Here is a 22,086-nt window from a genome sequence, read left to right as displayed (position 1 = left end):
CCCCCCGCCCCCCGCCCCGGCGCGCGAGATCTTCCTGCTGCAACGGAAAGATGAACGCCCCGGCAAGCGCCTCGGCAAAACCACCGGCTGGATTCACCGCGCCGCGCTGAAAATGGCCAAGGTGAAAATGCTCGGCGGCATCACCTACGAGCAGATCACCCCCGAAGGCCTCCACGTCACCCAGAACGGCACGCCCAAACTGATAGAGGCCGACACCATCGTCCTCTGCGCCGGTCAGGTCAGCAACCGCACCCTCGCCGAGGCGGTTGAGGCCACCGGCAAACCCATCCACCTGATCGGCGGCGCCGACGTGGCCGCCGAACTCGACGCCAAGCGCGCCATCAACCAGGGCACCCGGCTGGCCGCCTCGCTCTGACCAGCCGGAGCGCAAGCTTGCGCCCGGCGCCCCTCAGCCAGCGGCCCGCAAAGCCCGTTCCAGCCCGTCCATGAAGCGCGAGCGATCGGCCTTGGAAAACGGCTTTGCACCGCCGCCCTGGTTCAGCGGGTTGGCGGCGCGCAGGTCGGTCATCAGATCCCGGGTTGCCAGCGCCGCGCCCATGTTGCGCGCGCTGAGCCGCTCGCCGTCGGGCTTGACCACCAGCGCGCCCGCCTCCACGCAGCGCGCCGCCAAGGGGATGTCGGCGGTCACCACCACGTCACCCGCGCCCGCGTTCTCGGCGATGAAGTCGTCAGCCACGTCGAGCCCCTCGCTGACGTAAACCACGTCCACCAGCGGGTTCGCACTTGGCCGCAACCCGCCATTGCAGACGATCTTCACCGCCACCTTGGCCCGCGTGGCCACCCGCTCCACCTCGGCTTTCACCGGGCAGGCGTCGCCATCCACCCAGATCGTCACTTCGAATACAGCGCCTCGGCGTGGAAGCTCACATGCTCTTCCATGAAGCTGGAGACGAAGAAATACGAATGGTCATAGCCCTTCTGCATCCGGAAGACGCCCTCCTGCCGCCGCGCCGCCATCGCCTCGCTCAGCGCCTCCGGCTTCAGCAGGTCGAGGAACTGGTCGCTGCCCCCCTGGTCCACCAGCACCGGCCCGTCGAAGCCCTTGTCCCGCATCAGCAGCGTCGAATCATGCGCCGCCCAGCCGTCGTCACCGAGGTAGGCGCCCAGCTGCTTCTGGCCCCAATCGCTCTCAGTGGGGTGCGCAATCGGCGCGAAGGCGGAGACGGAGGCGAATCGCCCGGGCAGGCCCATGGCCAGCGTCAGCGCGCCATGGCCGCCCATGGAGTGGCCAGTGATGCCCTGGCGCTCCATGTCCACGGCAAACTCGGCGCCGATCAGCGCGGGCAGTTCCTCGGCCACATAGTCCCACATGCGGAAGTGCTTCGCCCATGGGTCTTGCGTGGCATTAACGTAAAAGCCCGCTCCCTTGCCCAGGTCATAGGCCTCGTCATCGGCCACATCCTCGCCGCGCGGCGAAGTGTCGGGAAAGACAAGCGCAATCCCCTGCTCCGCAGCCCAACCCTGCGCGCCCGCCTTGGTCATCGCGTTCTCATGGGTGCAGGTCAGCCCGCTGAGATACCACAGCACCGGCACCGGCCCGTCCTTTGCCTCCTCGGGCAGAAACAGGCCAAAGGTCATGTCGCAGCCGCAGGCCTCCGAGCCTTGGGTATAAACCCCCTGAACTCCGCCAAACGCCCTGTTTTCCGCTACCGTTTCCATCGTCATGCCTCCTCGTGCCTGTCAGTCGCGGCGACTATCCCGATGCCCTGCCCGATTGTCCACCACTCCCGCGCAACGGGCGCGCCCGAAAGGTTTTGAACCGATCGGTTCAGAAACCTCTTGCAATCCGAACCGAATGGTTTAGATATGATTCCGAACCGAACGGTTCAGTTCATAATCGAAAGGATACTCCGATGCGCCGCATCACCGCTCTTGCCACCGTCCTCGCCCTCGGCTTCGCCGCTCAAGCCGCTACCGCTGGCGGCTTCGCCTTCGATCTGCCCCGGGTCGACTTCCCCACCACCACCACCGTTTCCACCAACGGCAGCCTCACCACCACCACGTCGGAGACGGGCAACTGATCCCCTCACCCTCTCTCCCGCGCACAGAAAGTTCCGGCAGGAAGCTCATCTCCTTGCCGGAACTGAACTGTCTGGTTTATAGTTGATCAGGGGAACGGAGCACGACATGAACGCACCGATTGGTGAAATCAAACGCGGCCGGAAGTTCGATCAGGTGCTGGAAGGCGCCCGCAAGATCTTCCTGCAAGACGGCTTCGAGGGCGCATCGGTCGATCTGATCGCCAAGGAGGCGGGCGTTTCAAAGGCCACGCTCTACAGCTACTTCCCCGACAAGGGCCTCCTTTTCATGGAGGTGGCCACCTGCGAATGCCAGCGCCAGGCCGAGGCCGCGGTGACAGAGATCGATCCCAACCAACCGGTCCGCGACGTCCTGCGCAAAACGGCGGAGCGGATGCAAAGCTTCATGCTCTCCGATCTCGGGCGCGGCATGTTCCGCATCTGCGTCGCCGAAAGCGGACGCTTCCCCGAGCTGGGGCAGGAGTTCTACAAGTACGGCCCCCGCTTCGTCCGCGACAGCATCGTGCCCTTCCTGCAAAACGCGCAGGCGCGGGGCGAGCTGGGCGAGATCGAAGATCCCGAACTGGCCGCCTACCAGTTCATGGAGCTCTGCAAGGCCGAGCTCTGGGTGAAGTGCCTGATGGGGCTGGAATGCGAGTTTACCCCGGAGCGGCGCAAGAAGGTCATCGACGGCGCGATCGACATGTTCATGGCCCGCTACGGCGCCTGAACTTTCTTTCCTTTATAATCAAACACCTGACCCAAGAGCAGCACATTTCTTCGCATCTTCTGCAAAGAATTCGCCGCGCTGATGCGTATCACCTTCAACGGGCCCGCCAGCGGCCCGGCCACCTGTCAGTGAAGGAAAGCCCAATGGCCCGCATCGCCGCCCTTACCCTCCTCATCGCCCTCGGCGTCACCCTCCGCTCCGAGGCCGTCGCAGGCAGTACCGCCTGCGCCCCCACGGTCTGCGCACTCGAGGTCTCCCCCTGACGGCGCGCACGGCTGCGATGAGGGGCCGGCAGGCCCCGAAGAGCTGCCCCGGCTACCGGTCGAACACCCCCCGGTGCTTCGCCATGTAGATCTGCAGCCACGGCGTGAACCGCTCCGGCGCCTCTGCGATCTCACCCGCCAGCTCGTCGAGCGTCAGCCAGCGCACGGCCTGCACCTCCGCCGGGTCAGGCTGCGCTTCAGCGCCCGTCGCCTCCCCCCGAAACATCGCCACAACCTCATGTTCCACCATGCCGCCGCCCACTTCGGCGCGGTATTCCACCTCGCCCACGCGGGCCAGCGCCACGCCGTCCAGCCCCAGCTCCTCGCCCAGCCGCCGCGCGGCGCAATCGGCATCGGCCTCGCCCCAATGCGGATGGGTGCAGCAGCTGTTCGCCCAGAGGCCCGGCGTGTGATACTTCCCCGCCGCCCGCTGCTGGATCAGCAGCCTCGGCCCGTCGAAGACGAAGACCGACACCGCCTTGTGCCGCAATCCGCGCCGATGTGCCGCCAGCTTCTCCACCGGCACCAGCCGCCCGCCCTCCCAGGCCGGGATCATCCCCTCCTGCACCTTGGTCGGGTGGCCCGCGCCCTGTGTCATGCCTATATTCCCCTGTGCCATAGCGCCGCGTGTCTATCGGCCCACCGCCCGGCTAACAAGGCGGCACAAACGCGCGTTACAAAGCCACGACCTTCAAGGAGGAAGCCATGAAGACACCCCTCGCCACCCTCGCCCTCGCCGCCCTTCTGGCCGGACCGGCGCTGGCCGAAAGCCACGAAGCCGCCGAAATGGCCGCACCCACCGGCGACGCCGCCGAGGGCGAAGCGATCTTCGCCAAGCGCTGCGTCACCTGCCACGTCGTGCAGGATGCCGATGGCAACACCCTGGCCGGGCGCGCTTCCAAGACCGGCCCCAACCTCTTCAACGTCGCCGGCCATGTCGCCGGGGCCGTGGAGGACTTCCGCTATGGCAAGGATCTCGTCGCTGCGGGCGAAGAGGGCGGCCTGATGTGGACCGAAGAGAACTTCGTGGCCTACGTTCAGGATCCGCGCGGCTTTCTCAAGGAGTTCATCGGAGACTCCGGCGCCAAGTCGAAAATGTCGTTTCGCCTGAAGGGCGAGGAAGACGCGGCCAATGTCTATGCCTACCTCGTCAGCCTGAACAGCATGTAATCGCTGCATTTCCCGCCGCTCCGGCCCCTCGCCGGGGCGGCCCCGTTGGCGATTCCCAAACCGGCAAAAAGCCGCTAGTCTTGCCGCAACGAGAACACGGCAAACACGAGCAGGCACCCCCCGCGCATGACCGCGCTCAAGGAATATCAACGGCTTGAAAGCCCTGGTGTCTGGCGCGCCGAGCCCGAGGCCCAGCGCCAGAATGTCACCGTAAGCTTCGGCGATGCCTCGCTGTCCATCACCGATGGGGCGGGGCGGGTTCTGTCGCATTGGTCTCTGGCCGCCGTCGAGCGCGTCAACCACGGCGAGAGCCCGGCACTCTATGCCCCCTCCGCCGAGGCACTTGAACTGCTCGAAATCGAAGACGACACGATGATCGAGGCGGTCGAGCGCGTGCGCCACGTCATCGCCCGCCGCAGGCCGCGCGAGGGCTGGCTGCGCCGGGTGATCCTCTGGGGCGGCTCGGCGGCGCTGGCGCTGGCCGCCGTGGTCTGGCTCCCCGACGCGCTCACCTCTCACACCGTCAGCGTGGTGCCCGAGCCGACCCGCGCCAAGCTGGGCGGGCAGGTGTTTCGCGCCATCGGTCGCGTGTCCGGCGCGCCCTGCCGCAGTCCGCGCGGCGACAGGGCCCTGGCCCGGCTCCACACCCGCCTTCTGGCGCCCGAAAAGGGCGGCCTGCTGGTGCTGCGCGGCGGCATCCGCGATACCGTGGCGCTGCCCGGCGGGCTGATCCTGCTCAACAGGGCGCTGTTGGAAGATCATGAAAGCCCCGATGTCGCCGCCGGATACGTGCTCGCCGAGGCGGCGCGCTCCGAGGCGTCGGACCCGCTGGAACGGCTGCTCGACCACGCCGGCCTGATCGCCACCATCCGCCTGCTGACAACCGGCGCGCTGCCCGAGGCCACGCTCGACGCCTATGCCGAAGAGCTCGTCGCCGCGCCCCATGTGCCGGTGCCCGACGAGGCCCTGCTGGAGCGCTTCGGCAAGGCCCGCCTCGCCACCACGCCCTACGCCTACGCCGTGGATGTCACCGGCGAAAGCACCCTGCCCCTGATCGAGGCCGATCCGATGCGCGGCGGTGGCACCGAGCCGGTGCTGGAAGACGCAGACTGGGTCGCCCTGCAAGGCATCTGCGGCGAGTGACCTAAGGCGCGTAAACAGCCTTCCGGTTCTTCAGGTGCCGCTCAATGAGCCGCTTGATCCGCTTGCCATCGGGCAAGAGCCGCGCGGCCACCGGCGCAAAGCCCTCCTCCAGAACCTCGGGGAACAGGCTCGCGATCTCTTCGCGCTGTTCCGGCGGCATCGCCTTCATCGCCATGGGGCCGGTCAGCAGGCTCTCCACCCGCGCCTCCTCGGCAAAGATCACCTCGTGCTCGTCGAACAGCAGGTGCATATAGGTGATCTCCTCGCAATCCTCCACCACCTCGATCCCCGGCATCCCCAGCAGCTTCTTCGCGGCCACCAGCACCTCGCGGCTGTCGAACATGCGCTGCGCGATCGGGGATGACAGTAAAACCCGGTGCTGCGGCGACACTAGAAGGTCGGCGCGTGGCGTCTCATGCCCGAGGGCGCCAGCCCGAATGCGGATCGGCAGGTGGCGCGGATCCTTCTCGAACTCCGCCCGCGTCAGGCGGCGCGCACCAATCCAGCGCAGCGGTTGCGCCCCGTGGTCACAGGTCAGCACAAGGTCACCGGGCCGCAGCGCCTCGATCTTGCGCCGTCCCAAGGGCGTCAACACATCCGTCCCCGCCGTCAGGCAGACCGGCATGATGAAAGTATCGTCGATCACCCAGGTGTCGGTGCCCGTGTCGGCGAGATCGTCGAACACCATGTCCGCCTGCACCTGCGTCATCCCGGTGATCTCGAAGGTCACCGTGTGCCCGATCAGGAAGCCGCCGGGAGAGGTCAGCGTACCGGTCTGTGACCCGGCATCATAGCTGAAGCCAAGGTTGTCGCGCCCGTCGATCACGATCTGGTCGAGCGATTCCATCCCGTCCACGTCGATCGTCTGCGACGAGAGCAACCCGAGCGAAGGCGGCACATACTCGAACACGCCGTCTTCCGTTCCGTTGAACGTCAGGTTCACGTCAGAGATGATCCCCGAGAGCAACGAGATCGACCCGCTGTCAAACCGGATGCTCGAGGTGTCGTTGACGACGAAATTGACGGTGGACAGCAAGTTTCCGTTGAGCAGTCCCGCGTCGTAATCGAGGCTGCCGTCGTTCACCACTTCGAAGGTCGGCACCGCCAAGGCCGTCACACTAACGATGTTCTGTATCCCCACATCCACCCCGTCGATGGTGAGGGTTTGCGTTCCGAGGGCGAGGATGTTCAGCGTATCCCCGTCATTCGCATTGCTCTGGTCGATTGTCTGGTCGCTGCTGCCCAGATCAAGGTCGATGATCGCCATGACGCGCTCCTAAATCGGTGTCACCCTTGCAGCCGCGGCAATCGTCGCAGCCCCCGTCAGCTCACTCCACGACTCTCCCGTAGGGCGAGTTCCGAAGATATGATTCCCTTAAATGGAGTTAATCCCAGGGTTGTGTAAAAAGTAAAATTCAAAACACAACTTTTATCGAAACGGCTATTATCCGGACAAGAAGTCGCCTTTAGGGTGAATCTTGAAACAATCTTCGAGGCACAAAAAGCGACGCGCCCCGCGAGAGACTCGCGGGGCGCGTTTGCCTGTATGGTTCTGCCTGAACTCGTTTTTGCTTCTTCTTGGTCTTACCTCACGAAGGCATCGCCGTAGCCCAGCGCCCGCGTCTTGCGCAGCCCTGCCTTCACCGCCCGGGCCTCGAGCGGCCCGGCCATCACCTGCGTCAACCGCGCACCGCCCTGCAAAATGGCGCGCGCCCGCACCGGCAGGCCCGCCGCGCGCAACCGCGCCATCGCCCGCTTCGCATCGCGGCCATCCCGGAAGCTGCCCACCTGCACAAAGTGCCCGCCCGCCAGCGCGGAGGCGGCAGCCGGTTTCCGAGCCGATTTCGAACTCACCGAGGTGGTCTTGCCCTGCACGCGCCGCGTTAAGGTGCCATCCTTTGCCCGGCGCACCACGATCAACTGCTGCGGCACGTCGTCGGTCCAGTAGCGCAGCATCTCCGCGCGCCCGGCCTGCGTGCGCTCGCCGCGCTCCGGGTTCAGCCTCCCGTCCGTCCAAACCCGCTCATACCCCGGCGGCACGCGCAGCGGCCCCGCCCCGGGTGTGGTCGAAACGCCTCGCCGAACCATCTGGGAGGAGGAGGGCGCCCTGGCCGCCGTCTTGCGGACAACCCGGGTTGTCTTCGGGGTGGGCGCCGGAGCGTCGGCAACCACAGGCACGTCCTGCGCGGGGGCTCTGGCGAAGGTCGGGCGCTGGCCGCATACCTGTTTGCGGGCCCGCGTCATCCGCGGCACCCAGCGCACCGCCCCGTCAAACCCCGCTCGCACGAACACGCAGCCTCGGCTGTCGACGTATTGCGCCCGCTCATAGCTCGCTGGTGGAAACTCGGCAGGGATGGCGCTGCTCTGCGCATCAGCCGTCATCGGCGCGACGAGAACCGCAACAAGTGCCGCTGCCGAGAGTGCCGAAGCCAACATACTACCAACCCCTACTACATATTGAGGTAGGATGCCGGAACGCAGACAATCCGTAAAGGGTCAATCACCCATCTGGTAGCGAACATCCGGTCGCCCTCATCCTCCGGTAACAATGAGGCATGGCCCACCGCCGCTGCGAAGAGCGGCCGCGCCGCAGGCAAGGCCCCGATGAGCAGCCCCCGATAAACAACCGCGCCGCGCCAGGTCTCCCCGGCGCGGCGCGCGGTCTCTTCCGGTCAGGCGGTGGTCAGCGCACGAAGGCGCCGGTATAGCCCAGCGCCTGGGCCCGCCGCAGCACCGCGTTCAGATCGGCACCCGCCACCGGCCCGGCCAGCACCAGGGTGCGACGGGTGGAGCCGCGCCGAAGCTCGCTGGTGCGCACCGGCAGCCCGGCCCGGCGCAGCTGCGCCACCGCGCGGCGCGCCTCTTCGGGGCTGGTGTAGGAGCCCACCTGCACGTAGTTGTTGCCCCCACCGCGCGCAGTCGTGGACGAGCGCACCACGCCCCGATCCACGTCAACCCGCTTCACCGTCGAGCCCCGGACGCTGCCGGTCGAGCGCTGAACATAGATCACCTCCCGCCCGGCGGTCGTGCGGGTGGTGGCGCGCGGCGTCGCCTCGGTGGCCGGTGCAGAGTTCGTCGCCTCGGGCGGAACGCCGGCCAACGCCGCATCGCTCTCGCTCACCACGCGTCGCTCCCGTGACCCGACAGGCCCGGTCGAGCGCTGCACCGGGATGATCCGCTCCACCACCGTCCTGCCGCCAGCACCAGCGCGCGGCGCAGAGTTCGTCGCCCCGCGCGGAACGCCCGTAGCAGCACTCTGCCTGATCACCCGGCGCTCCTGGCCGCCCACCGCGCCCGTCGAGCGCTTCAGCGGCGTGACCGTCTCCACCACCCTGGTGCTGCCGCCGCGCGCCGATGCAGAGCGCGCGAACGTCGGCGTCGCGCCGCAAACCTGTCGGCGCGATTGGGTCATCCGGGGCACCCAGCGCACCGCACCGTCAAACCCGGCCCGCACGAAGATGCAGCCACGGCTATCAACGTATTGTGAGCCCGCGTAGCTGGCAGGCGGAAACTCGGCGGGCGTTCTGGACGACTGGGCAAAAGCCGCCGTCCCGCCTGAGGTAAGGGCAGCCAGCGCCGCCACTCTGAATAGGTGCTTAAACATCGGACATTCCCCACGAAAATTCGCCTTGAGTGTGACTCAAAGGCCTCATGACGTAAAGGAAGTTCGCGCTATTTGGTTCCGAACATCCGGTCGCCCGCATCCCCCAGCCCGGGCATGATGTAGCCCAGATCGTTCAGCTTCTCATCCAGCGCGGCGGTCACGATCGGCACGTCGGGATGCGCCTCCTTCATCCGCGCCACGCCCTCGGGCGCCGCCAGAAGGCAGAGAAACCGGATGTTTACCGCCCCCGCTTCCTTCAGCTTTGTGATCGCGGCGGCGCTGGAGTTGCCGGTGGCCAGCATCGGGTCGACGGCAATCACCATCCGGTCGCCCAGCTCGGCGGGCACCTTGAAATAGTATTCGACCGGTTGCAGCGTTTCCTCGTCGCGGTAGAGACCGACAAAGCCCACCCGCGCGCTCGGGATCAGCTCCAGCACGCCATCGAGCAGCCCGTTGCCCGCCCGCAGAATCGAGATCAGCGCCAGCTTCTTGCCATCCAGCACCGGCGCGTCCATCTCCACCAGAGGCGTCTCGATGCGCTTGGTCGTCATCGGCAATTCGCGGGTAACCTCATAGGCCAGCAGCTGGCTGATTTCGCGCAGAAGCTGTCGGAACACCGCCGTTGGCGTCTCCTTTGCCCGCATCAGGCTCAACTTGTGCTGCACCAGCGGATGGTCAACGACGGTCAGGTGATCTGTCATGCTTTGAGCCTCTTCAAAATGTCTTCGCGGGTGGCCTCGTCACAGAAGGCGGCGGCCATGGCATCTTCGTTCAGCGCGCGAAAATCGCCTTCGTCCCAGCCGAACACCTCGTCCAGCTTCTCGTATTCCCGCGTCATCGTGGTGTGAAAGAACGGCGGATCATCGGTGCTTACCGTCACCGCAATGCCGTTCTCTCGCAGCTTCTCGATCGGGTGGTTCTCCCACTGGCTGAAGACGCCCAGCGCGATGTTGGAGCCGGGGCAAACCTCCAGCGTGACCCCGTCCCGCGCCAGCCGCTCCATCAGCGCGCCGTCGTGGTAGGCGGCCACGCCGTGGCCGATCCGCTCGATCCCCTCCAGCTGGTCGAGTGTGGCGCGCACCATCTCCGGCCCGCCCCATTCGCCGGCGTGGCAGGTCAGCCGCAGCCCGGCCTCGCGGGCGCAATCGAAGGCCCAGGCATAATCACCCGGCTTGCCCACCGTCTCCGCGCCCGCCATGCCGAATCCGGTGATGAAATCGCCCGCGCTCTCGGCGGCACAGAGCGCCGGGGCCTTCGCCTTCTCCGGCCCAAAGTGGCGGATGCAGGTGATGATCCCCTTCAGCGTGATCCCCAGGTCCGTCTCGGCCTCTTCGGCCACCTCTGCGATGGCCGCGCAATACTCCCACCAGGCTTTCACATCGCCGCCACCGCAAAAGTCGGGCGACAGGAAGGTTTCGGCGTAGATCACACCGTGTTCTGCGCATTGCTCCAGCACCACGCGAGTCAGCCGGGCATAGTCTTCCGGTGTGGTCAGCACCGAGGTCGCCGCTTCGTAAACCTTCAGGAACTCCGCGAAGTCGGCATAGGCATAATTGCCCCGCTCATCGAAGATCCGGCCAATATCAACCTTCTTCTGCTTGGCGAGAGAGCGGATGAACTCCGGCGGCGCGGCGCCCTCCAGGTGCAGGTGCAACTCCGCCTTCGGCAATTCCTTCCAACTCACAAAAAACTCCTCCCCGGCCCTTTCGCCGGCACATTCAGATGCGCCGCCACGGAGGCCGCCACATCGACAAAACCACAATGCCCGATCTCGCCAACGCCCTTGCCGGCAATCACCACCGGCACCCGCTCGCGAGTGTGGTCGGTGCCGCGCCACGTTGGGTCATTGCCGTGATCGGCGGTGAACAGCATCATGTCGCCCTCGCGCAGCTTGGCCAGCAGCGGCGGCAGGCAGGCGTCGAACCACTCCAGCGCGCGGGCATAGCCCGACACATCGCGCCGGTGGCCGTAGAGGCTGTCGAACTCCACGAAATTGGCAAAGGTGAGCGAGCCCTCCTCGGCCTCATCCACCAGCCGCGAAAGATGGCCCATCAGCGCCGCATCGTCGCCCTTCACGACATCGTCGATCCCGTGACCGGCGAAGATGTCCTTGATCTTGCCAACCGCATGCACCTTGCGGCCCGCGTCCTGCACCCAGTTGCACAGGGTCGGCTCCGGCGGGGCGATGGCAAAGTCGCGCCGGTTGGTGGTGCGGGTGAAGCCCGCTTCGGGCGAGCCAACGAAGGGGCGGGCAATGACTCGGCCCACCTTCATCGCATGCATCGTGGGCGCGATCTCGTCGCAAAGCTCCAGCAGCCGCTCCAGCCCGAAGGCCTCTTCATGGGCCGCGATCTGCAGCACCGAGTCCGCGGAGGTGTAAACAATCGGCCAGCCCGTCGCCATGTGGCGCGCGCCCTCCTCGTCGAGGATCACCGTGCCGCTGGCATGGCGGTTGCCCAGCGTTCCGCCAACACCCGCCATCGAGGCCAGCGCATCGAGGATATGCTGCGGAAAGGCGGGCTCCTCATCGGGGAAGTAGTGCCAATCCCACGGCACCGGCACACCCGCCAGCTCCCAATGGCCCGAGGGCGTGTCCTTGCCGGGCGAAACCTCGGTGGCGCAGCCCCAAAGCCCGGTCGGCCGCCCGGTCAGCCCCTCGCCCGCATAGCCCGAGGCCAGCGCCACCGCGTCGGCCAGCCCCAGCCCGTCGAGCACCGGCATCTTCAGCGGCCCGCTGCGCCCCTCCTCGGCCCGGCCCTCGGCACAGGCCTGCGCGATATGGCCGAGGGTGTTGGACCCCTCGTCACCAAACTCGGCGGCATCCGGCGCGCCGCCGCATCCAACACTGTCCATGACAACCAGAAAGGCCCGCGGCATTCACTCCACCCGTCCAAGCACCAGCTTGGGAGGGTTTACCGGGGTCTCGCTCAATTGAAAAGCCGCACGCACCCTTGCCTCGAAGGCATCCAGCTCGCGGTGCCGCGCGGCATGCAGCCGGGCAAGCGGGCGATCCACATCCACCCGGTCGCCGATCTGCGCAATCTGGCTGAGGCCCACCGCGGGGTTGATCCGGTCGCGCGCGCGCTTGCGGCCCCCGCCCATCTCCACCACCGCAAGGCCCAGCGCCTCGGTGTCGATGGCCTTCACGAAGCCCGCGCGCTCGGGGCGGACATAGGCCATCGCCGGGGCGGCGGGGAGCCTGTCACGCCAGCGGCGCAAAAAGTCGTTCGGGCCGCCCATTGCGGCCACCATCCGGCCCATCCGCTCCGCCGCGTCGCCCGAACGGATCTTGTCGAGCACCATATCGGCCCCGTCGAAGGCGTTCTTGGTCACACCCACCATCGCCAGCAACTCGCCGCCAAGCTTTGCCGAAAGGTGGCTGAGCGGCCCCGAGGCGCCCGAACCGGTGAGCGTGTCCATCACCTCCGTCACCTCAACCGCATTGCCCGCCGAGCGCACCAGCGGCTGGCTCATGTCGGTGATGAGTGCCCGCGTCTTGCAGCCCGCGCCATTTGCCGTTTCCACCAGAGTCTGCGCAAGGGCGCGCGCGTCCTCGGGCGTTTTCATGAAGGCCCCGGCCCCGCACTTTACGTCGAGCACCAGCCCCTCCAGTCCGGCCGCAAGCTTCTTCGACAGGATCGAGGCGGTGATGAGATCGAGGCTCTCCACCGTGCCGGTCACGTCGCGCACCGCATAAAGCCGCTTGTCGGCAGGGGCGATATCGACCGAGGCCGAAGCAATACAGCACCCCACCTCGCGGGTGATCTGCTGCAACCGGTCCACGCTGACCTCGGGCTTGAAACCGGGAATCGCCTCCAGCTTGTCGAGCGTGCCGCCGGTGTGGCCCAGGCCGCGCCCCGAGATCATCGGCACGTAAACCCCGCAGGCCGCCAGCGCCGGGGCAAGCACAAGGCTCACGCAGTCGCCCACGCCGCCGGTGGAATGCTTGTCCACCACCGGGCCGGGCAACCCCCATTGCATCACCTCGCCCGAGTCGCGCATCGCCAGCGTCAGCGCCACCCGCGCCTCCGCCGATAGCGGAGCGTGGCAGACTCCCATCGCGAAGGCCCCCACCTGCGCGTCGCTGACCCCTTCCTCGGCCAGCGCATGGCCGAACCATTCGACGGCCTCGGAACTCAGGGTTTCCCCTTTGCGAAGCGCGCTCAGAACCGTCCTGGCATCCATCGTCAGGCCCCGTCGTCCGAGGGGCTCACAAGATGGCCCGTGCCGAAGGCGCCGGGCAGGAGCTCGCCCACCGTGGTTTCAAGGGTTTCGCCGCGCGTGGTCGCCAGCGTCACCTTCACCTCCGGTCCCGCGAACTCCGCCAGCTTCTGCCGGCACCCGCCGCAGGGCGGCACAGGGGCCGGGCTGTCGGCGATCACCGCCACCTCGGCCACCCGCGTTTCGCCGCCCATCACCATCGCCGCAATCGCACCCGCCTCGGCACAGGTGCCCTCCGGATAGGCCACGTTTTCGACATTCACACCGCAGAACACCTCTCCGCCAGCGGTGCGAAGCGCCGCCCCGACCTTGAAGTTCGAATAGGGGGCATAGGCCCTCTCCCGAGCCTCCCGCGCCGCCTCGACCAGCTCCATAATTTTCTCCGTATAGCTGCGCGGTCGCCGCATGGGCCCGCCTCACCGTGCCCCGGCACGCTTTCCAGACTTTCAAACGGCAAAAACCAACCCGGGTTCGAGGGAGCGAACCCCGCTCATGCATCCCGATGTCCCGCGCTGTTAACAACCAACCACAGAGGCTCTGCGCCGTTGCGCGGCGCGTCCTGCGAACAAGTCAAGCATGCGGCACGTTTCCGCAAAAGACCATCGGGATTCTAACCGGTTTGAGTATGCCACAAAACCAATAATTGCAAAATGCAAAAGTCAGATGACATACAGCGCCGCCGCGCGCGCCAGACTTGAACGCCTTTCGATAATGTGTCATTTCGCGCTGACGAGATGGTTTAACATTAAACCACTTCTGGGAGGCCCCATGAACGACACGCCCGAAAGCCCGGCAGAAACCGCCGCGCTGCTCTATCACGCCAACCCCAAGCCGGGGAAACTTGAAATTCGCGCCACCAAGCCGCTGGCCAACGGGCGCGACCTGTCGCTGGCCTACTCCCCGGGCGTGGCCGAAGCCTGCACCGCCATCGCCGAAAACAACGCGCTCGCCTCCCGCTACACCGCGCGCGGCAACCTCGTGGCCGTGGTCTCCAACGGCACCGCCGTTCTGGGGCTGGGCAACATCGGCGCTCTGGCCTCCAAGCCGGTGATGGAAGGCAAGGCGGTGCTTTTCAAGAAGTTCGCCAATATCGACTGCTTCGACATCGAGGTCGACGAGAAAGACCCCGAGAAGCTGGCCGACATCGTCTGCGCCCTCGCCCCCACCTTCGGCGCCATCAATCTGGAAGACATCAAGGCCCCCGATTGCTTCATCGTCGAAAAGCTCTGCCGCGAGCGGATGAACATCCCGGTCTTCCACGATGACCAGCACGGCACCGCCATCGTCGTCGGCGCGGCAGCCACCAACGCGCTGCACCTCGCCGGCAAAGACTGGGCCGACATCAAGGTGGTGAGCACTGGCGGCGGCGCGGCGGGCATTGCCTGCCTGAACATGCTGCTGAAGCTCGGCGTGAAGCGCGAGAACGTCTGGCTCTGCGACATACACGGCCTCGTCCACGAAGGCCGCACCGAAGACATGACGCCCCAGAAGGCCGCCTACGCCCAGGCCTCCGACGCCCGCACGCTGGATGAGGTGATCGAGGGCGCCGACCTCTTCCTCGGCCTCTCCGGCCCCGGCGTGCTCAAGCCCGAGCACGTGGCAAAAATGGCCGATCGCCCGGTGATCTTTGCCCTCGCCAATCCCACGCCCGAGATCCTGCCCGATCTCGTGCGCGAGGTGGCCCCCGATGCGATCATCGCCACCGGGCGCTCCGACTACCCCAACCAGGTCAACAACGTCCTCTGCTTCCCCTTCATCTTCCGGGGCGCGCTGGATTGCGGGGCGGCCGAGATCAATGACGCCATGCAGCTCGGCTGCATCGAGGGTATCGCCGCCCTTGCCCGCGCCACCACCTCCGCCGAGGCGGCCGCCGCCTACAAGGGCGAGCAACTCACCTTCGGCCCCGAGTATCTCATCCCCAAGCCCTTCGACCCCCGGCTGATGGGCGTGGTCGCCACCTCTGTCGCCAAGGCCGCCTGCGAAAGCGGCGTCGCCGCCCGCCCGATCGAGGATTTCGACGCCTACAAGGCCTCGCTCGATCGTTCGGTGTTCAAATCCGCCCTTCTTATGCGCCCGGTCTTCGAGGCCGCCGCCTCCGCCGAGCGCAAAATCGTCTTCTCCGAGGGCGAGGACGAGCGCGTTCTGCGCGCCGCCGATGCGATGCTTGAGCAGACGACTGATCTGCCCATTCTCATCGGCCGTCCCGAGGTGGTCGAGGCCCGCTGCGAGCGTGCGGGCCTCAAGATTCGCCCGGGCCGCGACTTCGAGCTGGTCAACCCCGAGAACGACCCGCGCTACCGCGAATACTGGGAAACCTATCACCAGATCATGGCCCGCCGCGGCGTCACCCCCGACCTCGCCCGCGCCGTGATGCGCACCAACACCACCGCCATCGCCGGGGTGATGGTGCATCGCGGCGAGGCCGACAGCATGATCTGCGGCACCTTCGGCCAGTTCCTCTGGCACCTCAACTACGTCCGCCAGATCCTCGCCGACAAGTCGCTGCACCCGGTCGCCGCGCTTTCGCTGATGATCCTGGAGGACGGCCCGCTCTTCATCGCCGACACCCAGGTGCACCAGTTCCCCAAGCCGCATGAAATCTGCGAAACCGTCATCGGCGCGGCGCGTCACGTGCGCCGCTTCGGGCTGGAGCCAAAAATCGCGCTCTGCTCGCACAGCCAGTTCGGCAACCTCGACAGTGAGGGCGGCCGCCGGATGCGCGAGGCGCTGGAAATGCTCGACGAGCGCGATCTCGATTTCTGCTACGAGGGCGAGATGCACGTCGATTCCGCGCTCGATCCCGAGTTGCGCGCCCGCCACCTGCCCGCCGCCCGCTTCGACGGAGCGGCCAACGTGCTCATCTTCTCCTCCGCCGACGCCGCCTCGGCGGTTCGCAACATCCTCAAGATGCGCGCCGGCGGGCTGGAGGTGGGGCCGATCCTCATGGGCATGGGCAACCGCGCCCACATCGTGACACCGTCGATCACCGCACGCGGGTTGCTGAACATGTCGGCGCTCGCGGGCACCCCGGTGCAACACTACAGCTAGGTCGGGGTAAAGCCGCGCCCTACTTGCGGTCCCGGATCTCGCCGTTCAGCGCCTTGCCGCCCGGTCCGCTCACCCAGATCGTGCGGCCCCGCACCCGGACACCCACGCATTCTTCGCGCCCGCTTGATGACATGCCGCCGGGCTTTCCGCCGATGCAGAGGGCCCGCCCGCTCAGACGCCACCGAATGGCCTCCGGCCGCGCCTTGCCGCCACGCTTCTCCTGCCCAACGCCGGTGCCGTCCGGGTTCAGACTGAAGAGGATGTATTGGCCGTCATTGGGAAAGAACAGCACCTTCCCCGAGATCGCCTCGCGCAGGGTTCTGGCTTCGGCGGGCGCCGCAAAGCCGAGCGCCACGACAATCAGGATGAGAAAGGGCCGCATGGCTGCCTCCGTTTCGGTCTCTCCGACGGCGAAACCCTAGCGTTCCCCGTCACGATCCGACAACCCTCGTCCAGCCGCGCGATTCCCCTGCAAGGTTAGCAAGAGAGAGTCTGCAGTTTTGCAAACCTGACCGCAGTTTGCACGCCACGCACAATTTAATCGGCAGTTTGCAATAATTTGCACCTGCGTTAGCGCCAAAACTGCAAATATTTCGCGTCCTTCTGCCGCGCCACATCGCAGAACGCTTGCCAGACGCGCCTCATGCTCCCTAAACCCTCTCCAACGAGGAGGAGGCTCATCATGGGATACAAGGACGTCTACGCAGCCTGGAAGGCGGACCCGGAGGCATTCTGGATGGAGGCCGCAGAGGCCATCGACTGGAACGAGAAGCCGAGCAAGGCGCTCTTCGAGAAGGGCGAGCACCTCTACGAGTGGTTCGCCGATGCCCGCGTCAACACCTGCTGGAACGCGGTCGACCGGCACGTCGAGGCCGGGCGCGGGCCGCAATATGCCATCATCCACGACAGCCCGATCACCGGGCGCACCCACAAGATCACCTACTCCGAGCTGCGCAACCGGGTGGCCACCCTCGCCGGGGCGCTGCGGGCCAAGGGCGTCGAAAAAGGCGATGTGGTGATCATCTACATGCCGATGGTCCCCGAGGCGCTGGAGGCCATGCTGGCCTGCGCCCGTCTTGGCGCGATTCACTCGGTCGTCTTCGGTGGTTTCGCAGCCAACGAGCTTGCGGTGCGGATCGACGATGCCAAGCCCAAGGCCATCCTCGCCTCCTCCTGCGGCATCGAACCGGGGCGCATCGTGCACTACAAGCCGCTGCTGGACGACGCGATTGAGCAAGCGAACCACAAGCCCGAGTTCTGCGTCATCCACCAGCGCGAGCAGGAGGTGGCCAATATGGTCGAGGGCCGGGACTATGGCTGGCACTCCTTCCAGTATGGCGTGACTCCGGCGGAATGCGTGCCGGTCGAGGGCAACCACCCGGCCTATATCCTCTACACATCCGGCACAACCGGCCAGCCCAAGGGCGTGGTGCGCCACACCGCCGGGCACCTGGTCGCGCTGAACTGGACGATGAAGAACATCTACAACGTCGATCCGGGTGATGTGTTTTGGGCCGCCTCCGATGTCGGCTGGGTGGTGGGCCACAGCTACATCACCTACGGCCCGCTGATCCACGGCAACACCACCGTCGTCTTCGAGGGCAAGCCCGTGGGCACGCCCGATGCCGGCACCTTCTGGCGGGTGATCTCGGAACATAAGGTCAAAAGCTTCTTCACCGCGCCCACCGCCTTCCGCGCCGTGAAGCGTGAAGACCCGAAGGGCGAACTGGTGGCCAAGTATGACCTGAGCTGCCTCAACGCCATCTACCTCGCCGGCGAGCGTGCCGATCCCGACACCATCGAATGGACCCAGCGCACCACCGGCAAGCCCGTCTACGACCACTGGTGGCAAACCGAGACCGGCTGGACCATCGCGGGCAACCCTGTCGGGATCGAGCCGCTGCCGGTCAAGCTCGGCTCGCCCACCGTGGCCATGCCCGGCTACGACGTGCAGATCCTCGACGAGGGCGGCCACCCGGTGCCCACGGGCGAACTTGGCGCCATCGCCGTCAAGCTGCCCCTGCCGCCGGGCACCCTGCCCACGCTCTGGAATGCCGAGCCGCGCTTTCGCAAGAGCTACCTCGAGCACTTCCCGGGCTACTACGAAACCGGCGACGCGGGCATGATCGACGAAGACGGCTATCTCTACATCATGGCCCGCACCGATGACGTGATCAACGTCGCCGGGCACCGGCTTTCGACCGGCGCGATGGAAGAGGTGCTGGCCGCCCACCCCGACGTGGCAGAATGCGCCGTCATCGGCGTGAGCGACGCGCTGAAGGGCCAGCTGCCCATGGGCTTCCTCTGCCTGAATGCGGGCACCAACAAGCCCCACGAAGAGGTCGTTAAGGAATGCATCGGCCTCGTGCGCTCGAAGATCGGCCCCGTCGCCGCCTTCAAGCTGGCCTGCGTGGTCGACCGGCTGCCCAAGACCCGTTCGGGCAAGATCCTGCGGGGCACGATGGTCAGCATCGCCGACGGGAAGGACTACAAGATGCCCGCCACCATCGACGACCCCGCCATCCTCGACGAGATCAAGGAGGCGCTCTCCGGGTTGGGTTACCCAGCGTAAGCAAGAGCTTAAACCACCATGGGTCCGGAATACCTGCCTTTAAAGACAAGTGGCCGGGCAGTAAGGATTTGTTTAAATCATTAGATCGTGCAACCTTTGCGGGAATTCACGATCGACGGCTGCGCGCCACTCACGGCGGAGTCCATCCATGGCTGAAGACATGCCAACCGCCTCTCAAACCGCCTCCACAGCGGAGGGCGCGGCCAGTACTATTGAGCTCTTCTCGCACGACATTCGCTCTGCCGTGGCCGATGTGCTCAGCGGCCTGCGCCTGGTGGATTTCTCCCAGCTCGATCCGGCGACGGCGGCGCAGCTTCAACGTGTCTCCACCGCTGGCGAAAGCCTCGCCCGCCTGCTCGACTCCGCGCTGCGCCAGTTCGGCGAGGGGTCGCTTACGGCAAACGGACGCGAGGCCGCGCCCGAGCCGGTGCCGCTTCTGGCCGTCATGCGCAACCTCGAGCGCCGCTGGTCCGGCCACGCCCGCGAGGTCTCCATGTCGCTCCGGCTCGACATTGCGGCCGACCTGCCCACCGTGCTCCACCTCGACGCTGGCGCACTCGATCGGGTGCTGGCGAACCTGCTCTCCAATGCCTTCAAATACGCCGACTGGGGCGAGGTCGTGCTCGCGGTCGACATGCGCTCGGGCGACGAGTTGCGCTTTCGCGTCCGCGATGAAGGCCCCGGCTTCACCGATGCGGCGCTGGCCCGGCTCTTCGAGCGCGGCGGGCGGCCAGGCGGGCAGACCAAGCCGGGCAGCGGGCTGGGGCTGCACATCGCCAAGGAAGTCGCCACCCGGCTCGGCGGGCAGCTCCAGGTGTCCAACGCCGCCGAGGGCGGCGCCGAGGTGACCCTGCTGCTGCCGCGCCAGTCCTGGGCCTGGCATCCCGATCCCGCTTCCGGCACCGATCCGTCCGCTGACCACGAGCCGCCGCCGCTGCCCGATCTCTCCGGACTCACCGCGCTGGTGGCCGAGGACAATCCGACCAACCAGCTCCTGTTCACCCAGATGCTCGATCACCTCGGCGCATCCTGGCGGCTGGCCCCCGACGGGGCCGAGGCGCTGCGGCTGCTCTCCGGCGGCGGCTTCGACTTCGCGCTGGTCGACATCGACATGCCCGAGCTCTCCGGCACCGAGGTCATCGCCCGCACCCGCGCGCTCAAGGGCGAAACCCGGCTGCTGCCCATGCTCGCCGTCACCGCCTACGTGTTGCAGGAGCACCGCGAGAAGATCTACGCCGCCGGGGCCGATGGCATCCTCGCCAAACCCGTCGGCTCTCTTGCGGCCTTCGGCCAGTCCATCGCCACGCTGATGCTGCGCACCCGGGGCACCGCCCCCGAGCAGATCGAACCCGCCCCCGCCCATCCGCGCAGCGAGGCGGAGCCGGCACCCGACTTCTGCCCCGAACGGCTCGACCGGCTGATCGCCATTTCCGGCGATGACGGCGGGCGCGAGTTTCTCACCCGGCTCCACGCCGATCTCTGCCGCAGCCGCATCACGTTGGCCCAGGCCGGGGCGGTCGGCAATGCCGAGGAGATCCGTGCCCAGACCCACGTCATCATCTCGCTCTCCGGCGCGGTGGGGGCCATGCCCCTGCAAGACCTTGCCAACCTCGCCAATGCCGCCGCCCACCGTGCCCAGCCCTCCGCCAGCCTCGCCAAGACCCTCACCGAGATCGACAGCCGCCTCCGCGGCCTGATCGAGGCCATCGCGCTCGAACGCGCCAACCGTTTTGAAACCGCGCCCGACGGCGCCGAAGAGGCGATAAAGTGAGCCCTGTCCTCCTGATCGAGGATGTCCCCTCGATGCAGCTCGTCTATGAATCGGTGCTCAAGAGCGCCGGGCACGACGTGCACAGCGCCTCCACCGCCGCCGACGGGCTGCGCCAGTTTCGACAGCACCACCCCGGCGTCGTGCTGGTCGACCTGATGTTGCCGGACCGGGACGGGCTGGAGCTGATCGAAGAGTTCATCGCCGCCGATCCCTTCACCCATGTCATCGTCATCACCGCCAACGGCTCGATCAACCGCGCCGTGGAAGCGATGCGCGCCGGCGCCTACGAGTTCCTGGTGAAGCCATTCGACGAGGGCCGCCTGCTCGATGCGGTCTCCGGCGCCACCCGCGATCACGCGCGCGCCGCCCGCCAGCGCGGCGAACCCGGCCATACGGCCGATCCCACGCCAAACCTGCCCGTGCCCGAGCACGCAGGCCTTATCGGCTCCTCCACCGCGATGCGCGAGGTGTTGCACAAGATCGGCTCAGTCTCGCGGTCCATGGCCACCGTCTTCATCTCCGGCGAAAGCGGCACCGGCAAGGAGCTTTGCGCCCGCGCGGTGCACGATATGTCGTCGCGCGCCTCCGGCCCCTTCATCGCGCTTAACTGCGGCGCCATTCCCGGCGACCTGCTTGAATCGGAGGTGTTCGGCCACCTCAAGGGCAGCTTCACCGGCGCCATTGCCGACAAGCCCGGCGCGGCGGCGGCGGCCGATGGCGGCACCCTGTTTCTCGACGAGATCTGCGAGATGGATCTCGGGTTGCAAACCAAGCTCCTGCGCTTCCTGCAAACCTCCACCATCCAGCCCGTCGGCTCCACCAAGCCCCGCAAGGTGAGCGTGCGCATTCTGTGCGCCACCAACCGCGACCCGCTGGCCGAGGTGAAGGCCGGGCGCTTCCGCGAAGATCTCTACTACCGCCTCCACGTGGTGCCGCTGCACCTGCCGCCCCTGCGCGAGCGCGGCCGCGACATGATCGAGATCGCCCGCCACGCGCTGGCCGAGTTCGCCGCCGAGGAAAACAAGAACTTCGAGCGAATCTCGCCGGAGGTCGAAGACCTGTTCTGCACCCTGAACTGGCCCGGCAACGTGCGACAATTGCTGAACGTGCTGCGCAACGTGGTGGTGTTGCATGACGGCGAGGAGGTGGAGCTGTCGATGCTGCCAATGGAGCTGCATCACGAGGTCGAGGCCCGTGCCGAGGCCGCCCGCGCCACCACACCCGCCGCCACCGGCGATGCACCGCACGGAACCGGGCTGAACGGGCTGATCGGCAAATCCATGGCCGAGATCGAGCGCCTCGTGATCGAGGAAACCATCGCCCGCGAAGGCGGCTCGGTGCCACGCGCCGCCCGCATCCTCCAACTCTCCCCCTCCACGATCTACCGCAAGCGCGAAAGCTGGGAGCAGGAGTAGCGCTCACCCGCGCCAGCGCGTCCCGTTTTCGCGCTGAACGCACCCCACCAACCGCCCCAACCCGCGCCCCATGTCCTGCATGGCGCGCCGCCCGGCACGGAGCCGGGGGT

21 protein-coding genes and 1 pseudogene are annotated in these 22,086 nt (G+C 66.8%); 10 read left to right on the top strand and 12 right to left on the bottom strand.

Going from position 1 to position 22,086, the window contains the following annotated elements:
- Positions 1 to 376: pseudogene (gene fadH / locus DYI42_RS18995) on the top strand (NADPH-dependent 2,4-dienoyl-CoA reductase); the annotation flags it as partial.
- Between the two features lie 33 nt (positions 377 to 409).
- On the opposite strand, the gene DYI42_RS18990 reads toward fadH, so the two are convergent.
- Positions 410 to 856, bottom strand: a complete 447-nt coding sequence (locus DYI42_RS18990; RefSeq protein ID WP_213548058.1) for a YaiI/YqxD family protein — start codon at positions 854 to 856, stop codon at positions 410 to 412.
- Positions 853 to 1,680, bottom strand: coding sequence for an S-formylglutathione hydrolase (fghA, locus tag DYI42_RS18985; protein WP_213548056.1), 828 nt, complete (start codon positions 1,678 to 1,680; stop codon positions 853 to 855). Before fghA ends, DYI42_RS18990 begins: the two co-directional genes overlap by 4 nt.
- A 194-nt stretch (positions 1,681 to 1,874) precedes the next feature.
- On the opposite strand from fghA, the gene DYI42_RS18980 reads away from it, so the two are divergent.
- From DYI42_RS18980 to DYI42_RS24510, 3 genes are all read left to right on the top strand, one after another.
- The gene (locus DYI42_RS18980; RefSeq protein WP_213548054.1) at positions 1,875 to 2,042 is read left to right on the top strand and encodes a hypothetical protein; all 168 of its coding nucleotides are present in this window, start codon (positions 1,875 to 1,877) and stop codon (positions 2,040 to 2,042) included.
- Positions 2,043 to 2,148: 106 nt separating this feature from the next.
- Entirely contained in the window at positions 2,149 to 2,769 is a 621-nt protein-coding gene (locus DYI42_RS18975; RefSeq protein WP_213548052.1) for a TetR/AcrR family transcriptional regulator, read from the top strand.
- Positions 2,770 to 2,897: 128 nt separating this feature from the next.
- Positions 2,898 to 3,032, top strand: coding sequence for a hypothetical protein (locus tag DYI42_RS24510; RefSeq protein WP_274608840.1), 135 nt, complete (start codon positions 2,898 to 2,900; stop codon positions 3,030 to 3,032).
- A gap of 52 nt (positions 3,033 to 3,084) precedes the next feature.
- On the opposite strand, the gene idi is transcribed toward DYI42_RS24510, so the two are convergent.
- On the bottom strand, positions 3,085 to 3,630 hold the full coding sequence (idi, locus tag DYI42_RS18970) for an isopentenyl-diphosphate Delta-isomerase (RefSeq protein ID WP_244868025.1): 546 nt from the start codon (positions 3,628 to 3,630) through the stop codon (positions 3,085 to 3,087).
- Positions 3,631 to 3,737: 107 nt separating this feature from the next.
- On the opposite strand from idi, the gene DYI42_RS18965 reads away from it, so the two are divergent.
- Together DYI42_RS18965 and DYI42_RS18960 are read left to right on the top strand one after the other, a co-directional pair.
- The gene (locus DYI42_RS18965; protein ID WP_213548050.1) at positions 3,738 to 4,202 is read left to right on the top strand and encodes a c-type cytochrome; all 465 of its coding nucleotides are present in this window, start codon (positions 3,738 to 3,740) and stop codon (positions 4,200 to 4,202) included.
- 126 nt (positions 4,203 to 4,328) lie between these two features.
- The gene (locus DYI42_RS18960) at positions 4,329 to 5,345 is read left to right on the top strand and encodes a hypothetical protein (protein WP_213548048.1); all 1,017 of its coding nucleotides are present in this window, start codon (positions 4,329 to 4,331) and stop codon (positions 5,343 to 5,345) included.
- A 1-nt stretch (position 5,346) separates the two neighbouring features.
- Here DYI42_RS18960 and DYI42_RS18955 read toward each other — a convergent pair whose 3' ends face one another.
- The 8 genes from DYI42_RS18955 to DYI42_RS18920 all read right to left on the bottom strand — a co-directional run bounded on the left by DYI42_RS18955 (position 5,347) and on the right by DYI42_RS18920 (position 13,544).
- A complete protein-coding gene (locus tag DYI42_RS18955; RefSeq protein WP_213548046.1) occupies positions 5,347 to 6,612 on the bottom strand; it encodes a Hint domain-containing protein in 1,266 nt (421 codons plus the stop codon).
- Positions 6,613 to 6,929: 317 nt separating this feature from the next.
- A complete protein-coding gene (locus DYI42_RS18950; protein ID WP_213548044.1) occupies positions 6,930 to 7,781 on the bottom strand; it encodes an SPOR domain-containing protein in 852 nt (283 codons plus the stop codon).
- A 247-nt stretch (positions 7,782 to 8,028) separates the two neighbouring features.
- On the bottom strand, positions 8,029 to 8,949 hold the full coding sequence (locus DYI42_RS18945; protein ID WP_213548042.1) for an SPOR domain-containing protein: 921 nt from the start codon (positions 8,947 to 8,949) through the stop codon (positions 8,029 to 8,031).
- Between the two features lie 68 nt (positions 8,950 to 9,017).
- A complete protein-coding gene (gene upp, locus DYI42_RS18940) occupies positions 9,018 to 9,650 on the bottom strand; it encodes a uracil phosphoribosyltransferase (RefSeq protein ID WP_213548040.1) in 633 nt (210 codons plus the stop codon).
- On the bottom strand, positions 9,647 to 10,633 hold the full coding sequence (locus tag DYI42_RS18935) for an adenosine deaminase (protein WP_213548038.1): 987 nt from the start codon (positions 10,631 to 10,633) through the stop codon (positions 9,647 to 9,649). Before DYI42_RS18935 ends, upp begins: the two co-directional genes overlap by 4 nt.
- Positions 10,630 to 11,826, bottom strand: a complete 1,197-nt coding sequence (locus tag DYI42_RS18930; RefSeq protein WP_213548036.1) for a phosphopentomutase — start codon at positions 11,824 to 11,826, stop codon at positions 10,630 to 10,632. The genes DYI42_RS18935 and DYI42_RS18930 overlap by 4 nt, the downstream gene beginning before the upstream one ends.
- Positions 11,827 to 13,134, bottom strand: coding sequence for a thymidine phosphorylase (locus tag DYI42_RS18925; protein ID WP_213548034.1), 1,308 nt, complete (start codon positions 13,132 to 13,134; stop codon positions 11,827 to 11,829).
- A gap of 2 nt (positions 13,135 to 13,136) precedes the next feature.
- Positions 13,137 to 13,544, bottom strand: a complete 408-nt coding sequence (locus tag DYI42_RS18920) for a cytidine deaminase (protein ID WP_213548032.1) — start codon at positions 13,542 to 13,544, stop codon at positions 13,137 to 13,139.
- A gap of 394 nt (positions 13,545 to 13,938) precedes the next feature.
- On the opposite strand from DYI42_RS18920, the gene DYI42_RS18915 reads away from it, so the two are divergent.
- Entirely contained in the window at positions 13,939 to 16,218 is a 2,280-nt protein-coding gene (locus DYI42_RS18915; protein WP_213548030.1) for an NADP-dependent malic enzyme, read from the top strand.
- Positions 16,219 to 16,237: 19 nt separating this feature from the next.
- Here the strand turns inward: DYI42_RS18915 and DYI42_RS18910 are convergent, their stop codons facing one another.
- Complete coding sequence (locus DYI42_RS18910) at positions 16,238 to 16,600, bottom strand: hypothetical protein (RefSeq protein WP_213548028.1); 363 nt, start codon at positions 16,598 to 16,600, stop codon at positions 16,238 to 16,240.
- Positions 16,601 to 16,900: 300 nt separating this feature from the next.
- Here DYI42_RS18910 and prpE point away from each other — a divergent pair, with 300 nt between their 5' ends.
- From prpE to DYI42_RS18895, 3 genes are all read left to right on the top strand, one after another.
- The gene (prpE, locus tag DYI42_RS18905; protein WP_213548026.1) at positions 16,901 to 18,790 is read left to right on the top strand and encodes a propionate-CoA ligase PrpE; all 1,890 of its coding nucleotides are present in this window, start codon (positions 16,901 to 16,903) and stop codon (positions 18,788 to 18,790) included.
- 148 nt (positions 18,791 to 18,938) lie between these two features.
- Entirely contained in the window at positions 18,939 to 20,561 is a 1,623-nt protein-coding gene (locus DYI42_RS18900; RefSeq protein WP_213548025.1) for an ATP-binding response regulator, read from the top strand.
- A complete protein-coding gene (locus DYI42_RS18895; RefSeq protein ID WP_342344700.1) occupies positions 20,558 to 21,976 on the top strand; it encodes a sigma-54-dependent transcriptional regulator in 1,419 nt (472 codons plus the stop codon). Before DYI42_RS18900 ends, DYI42_RS18895 begins: the two co-directional genes overlap by 4 nt.
- Positions 21,977 to 22,086 lie beyond the last annotated feature (110 nt).

This window comes from Vannielia litorea (assembly GCF_018424695.1).
GTDB classification, from domain to species: Bacteria; Pseudomonadota; Alphaproteobacteria; order Rhodobacterales; family Rhodobacteraceae; genus Vannielia; species Vannielia litorea_A.
This window is presented reverse-complemented; position numbering and strand designations above follow the sequence as displayed.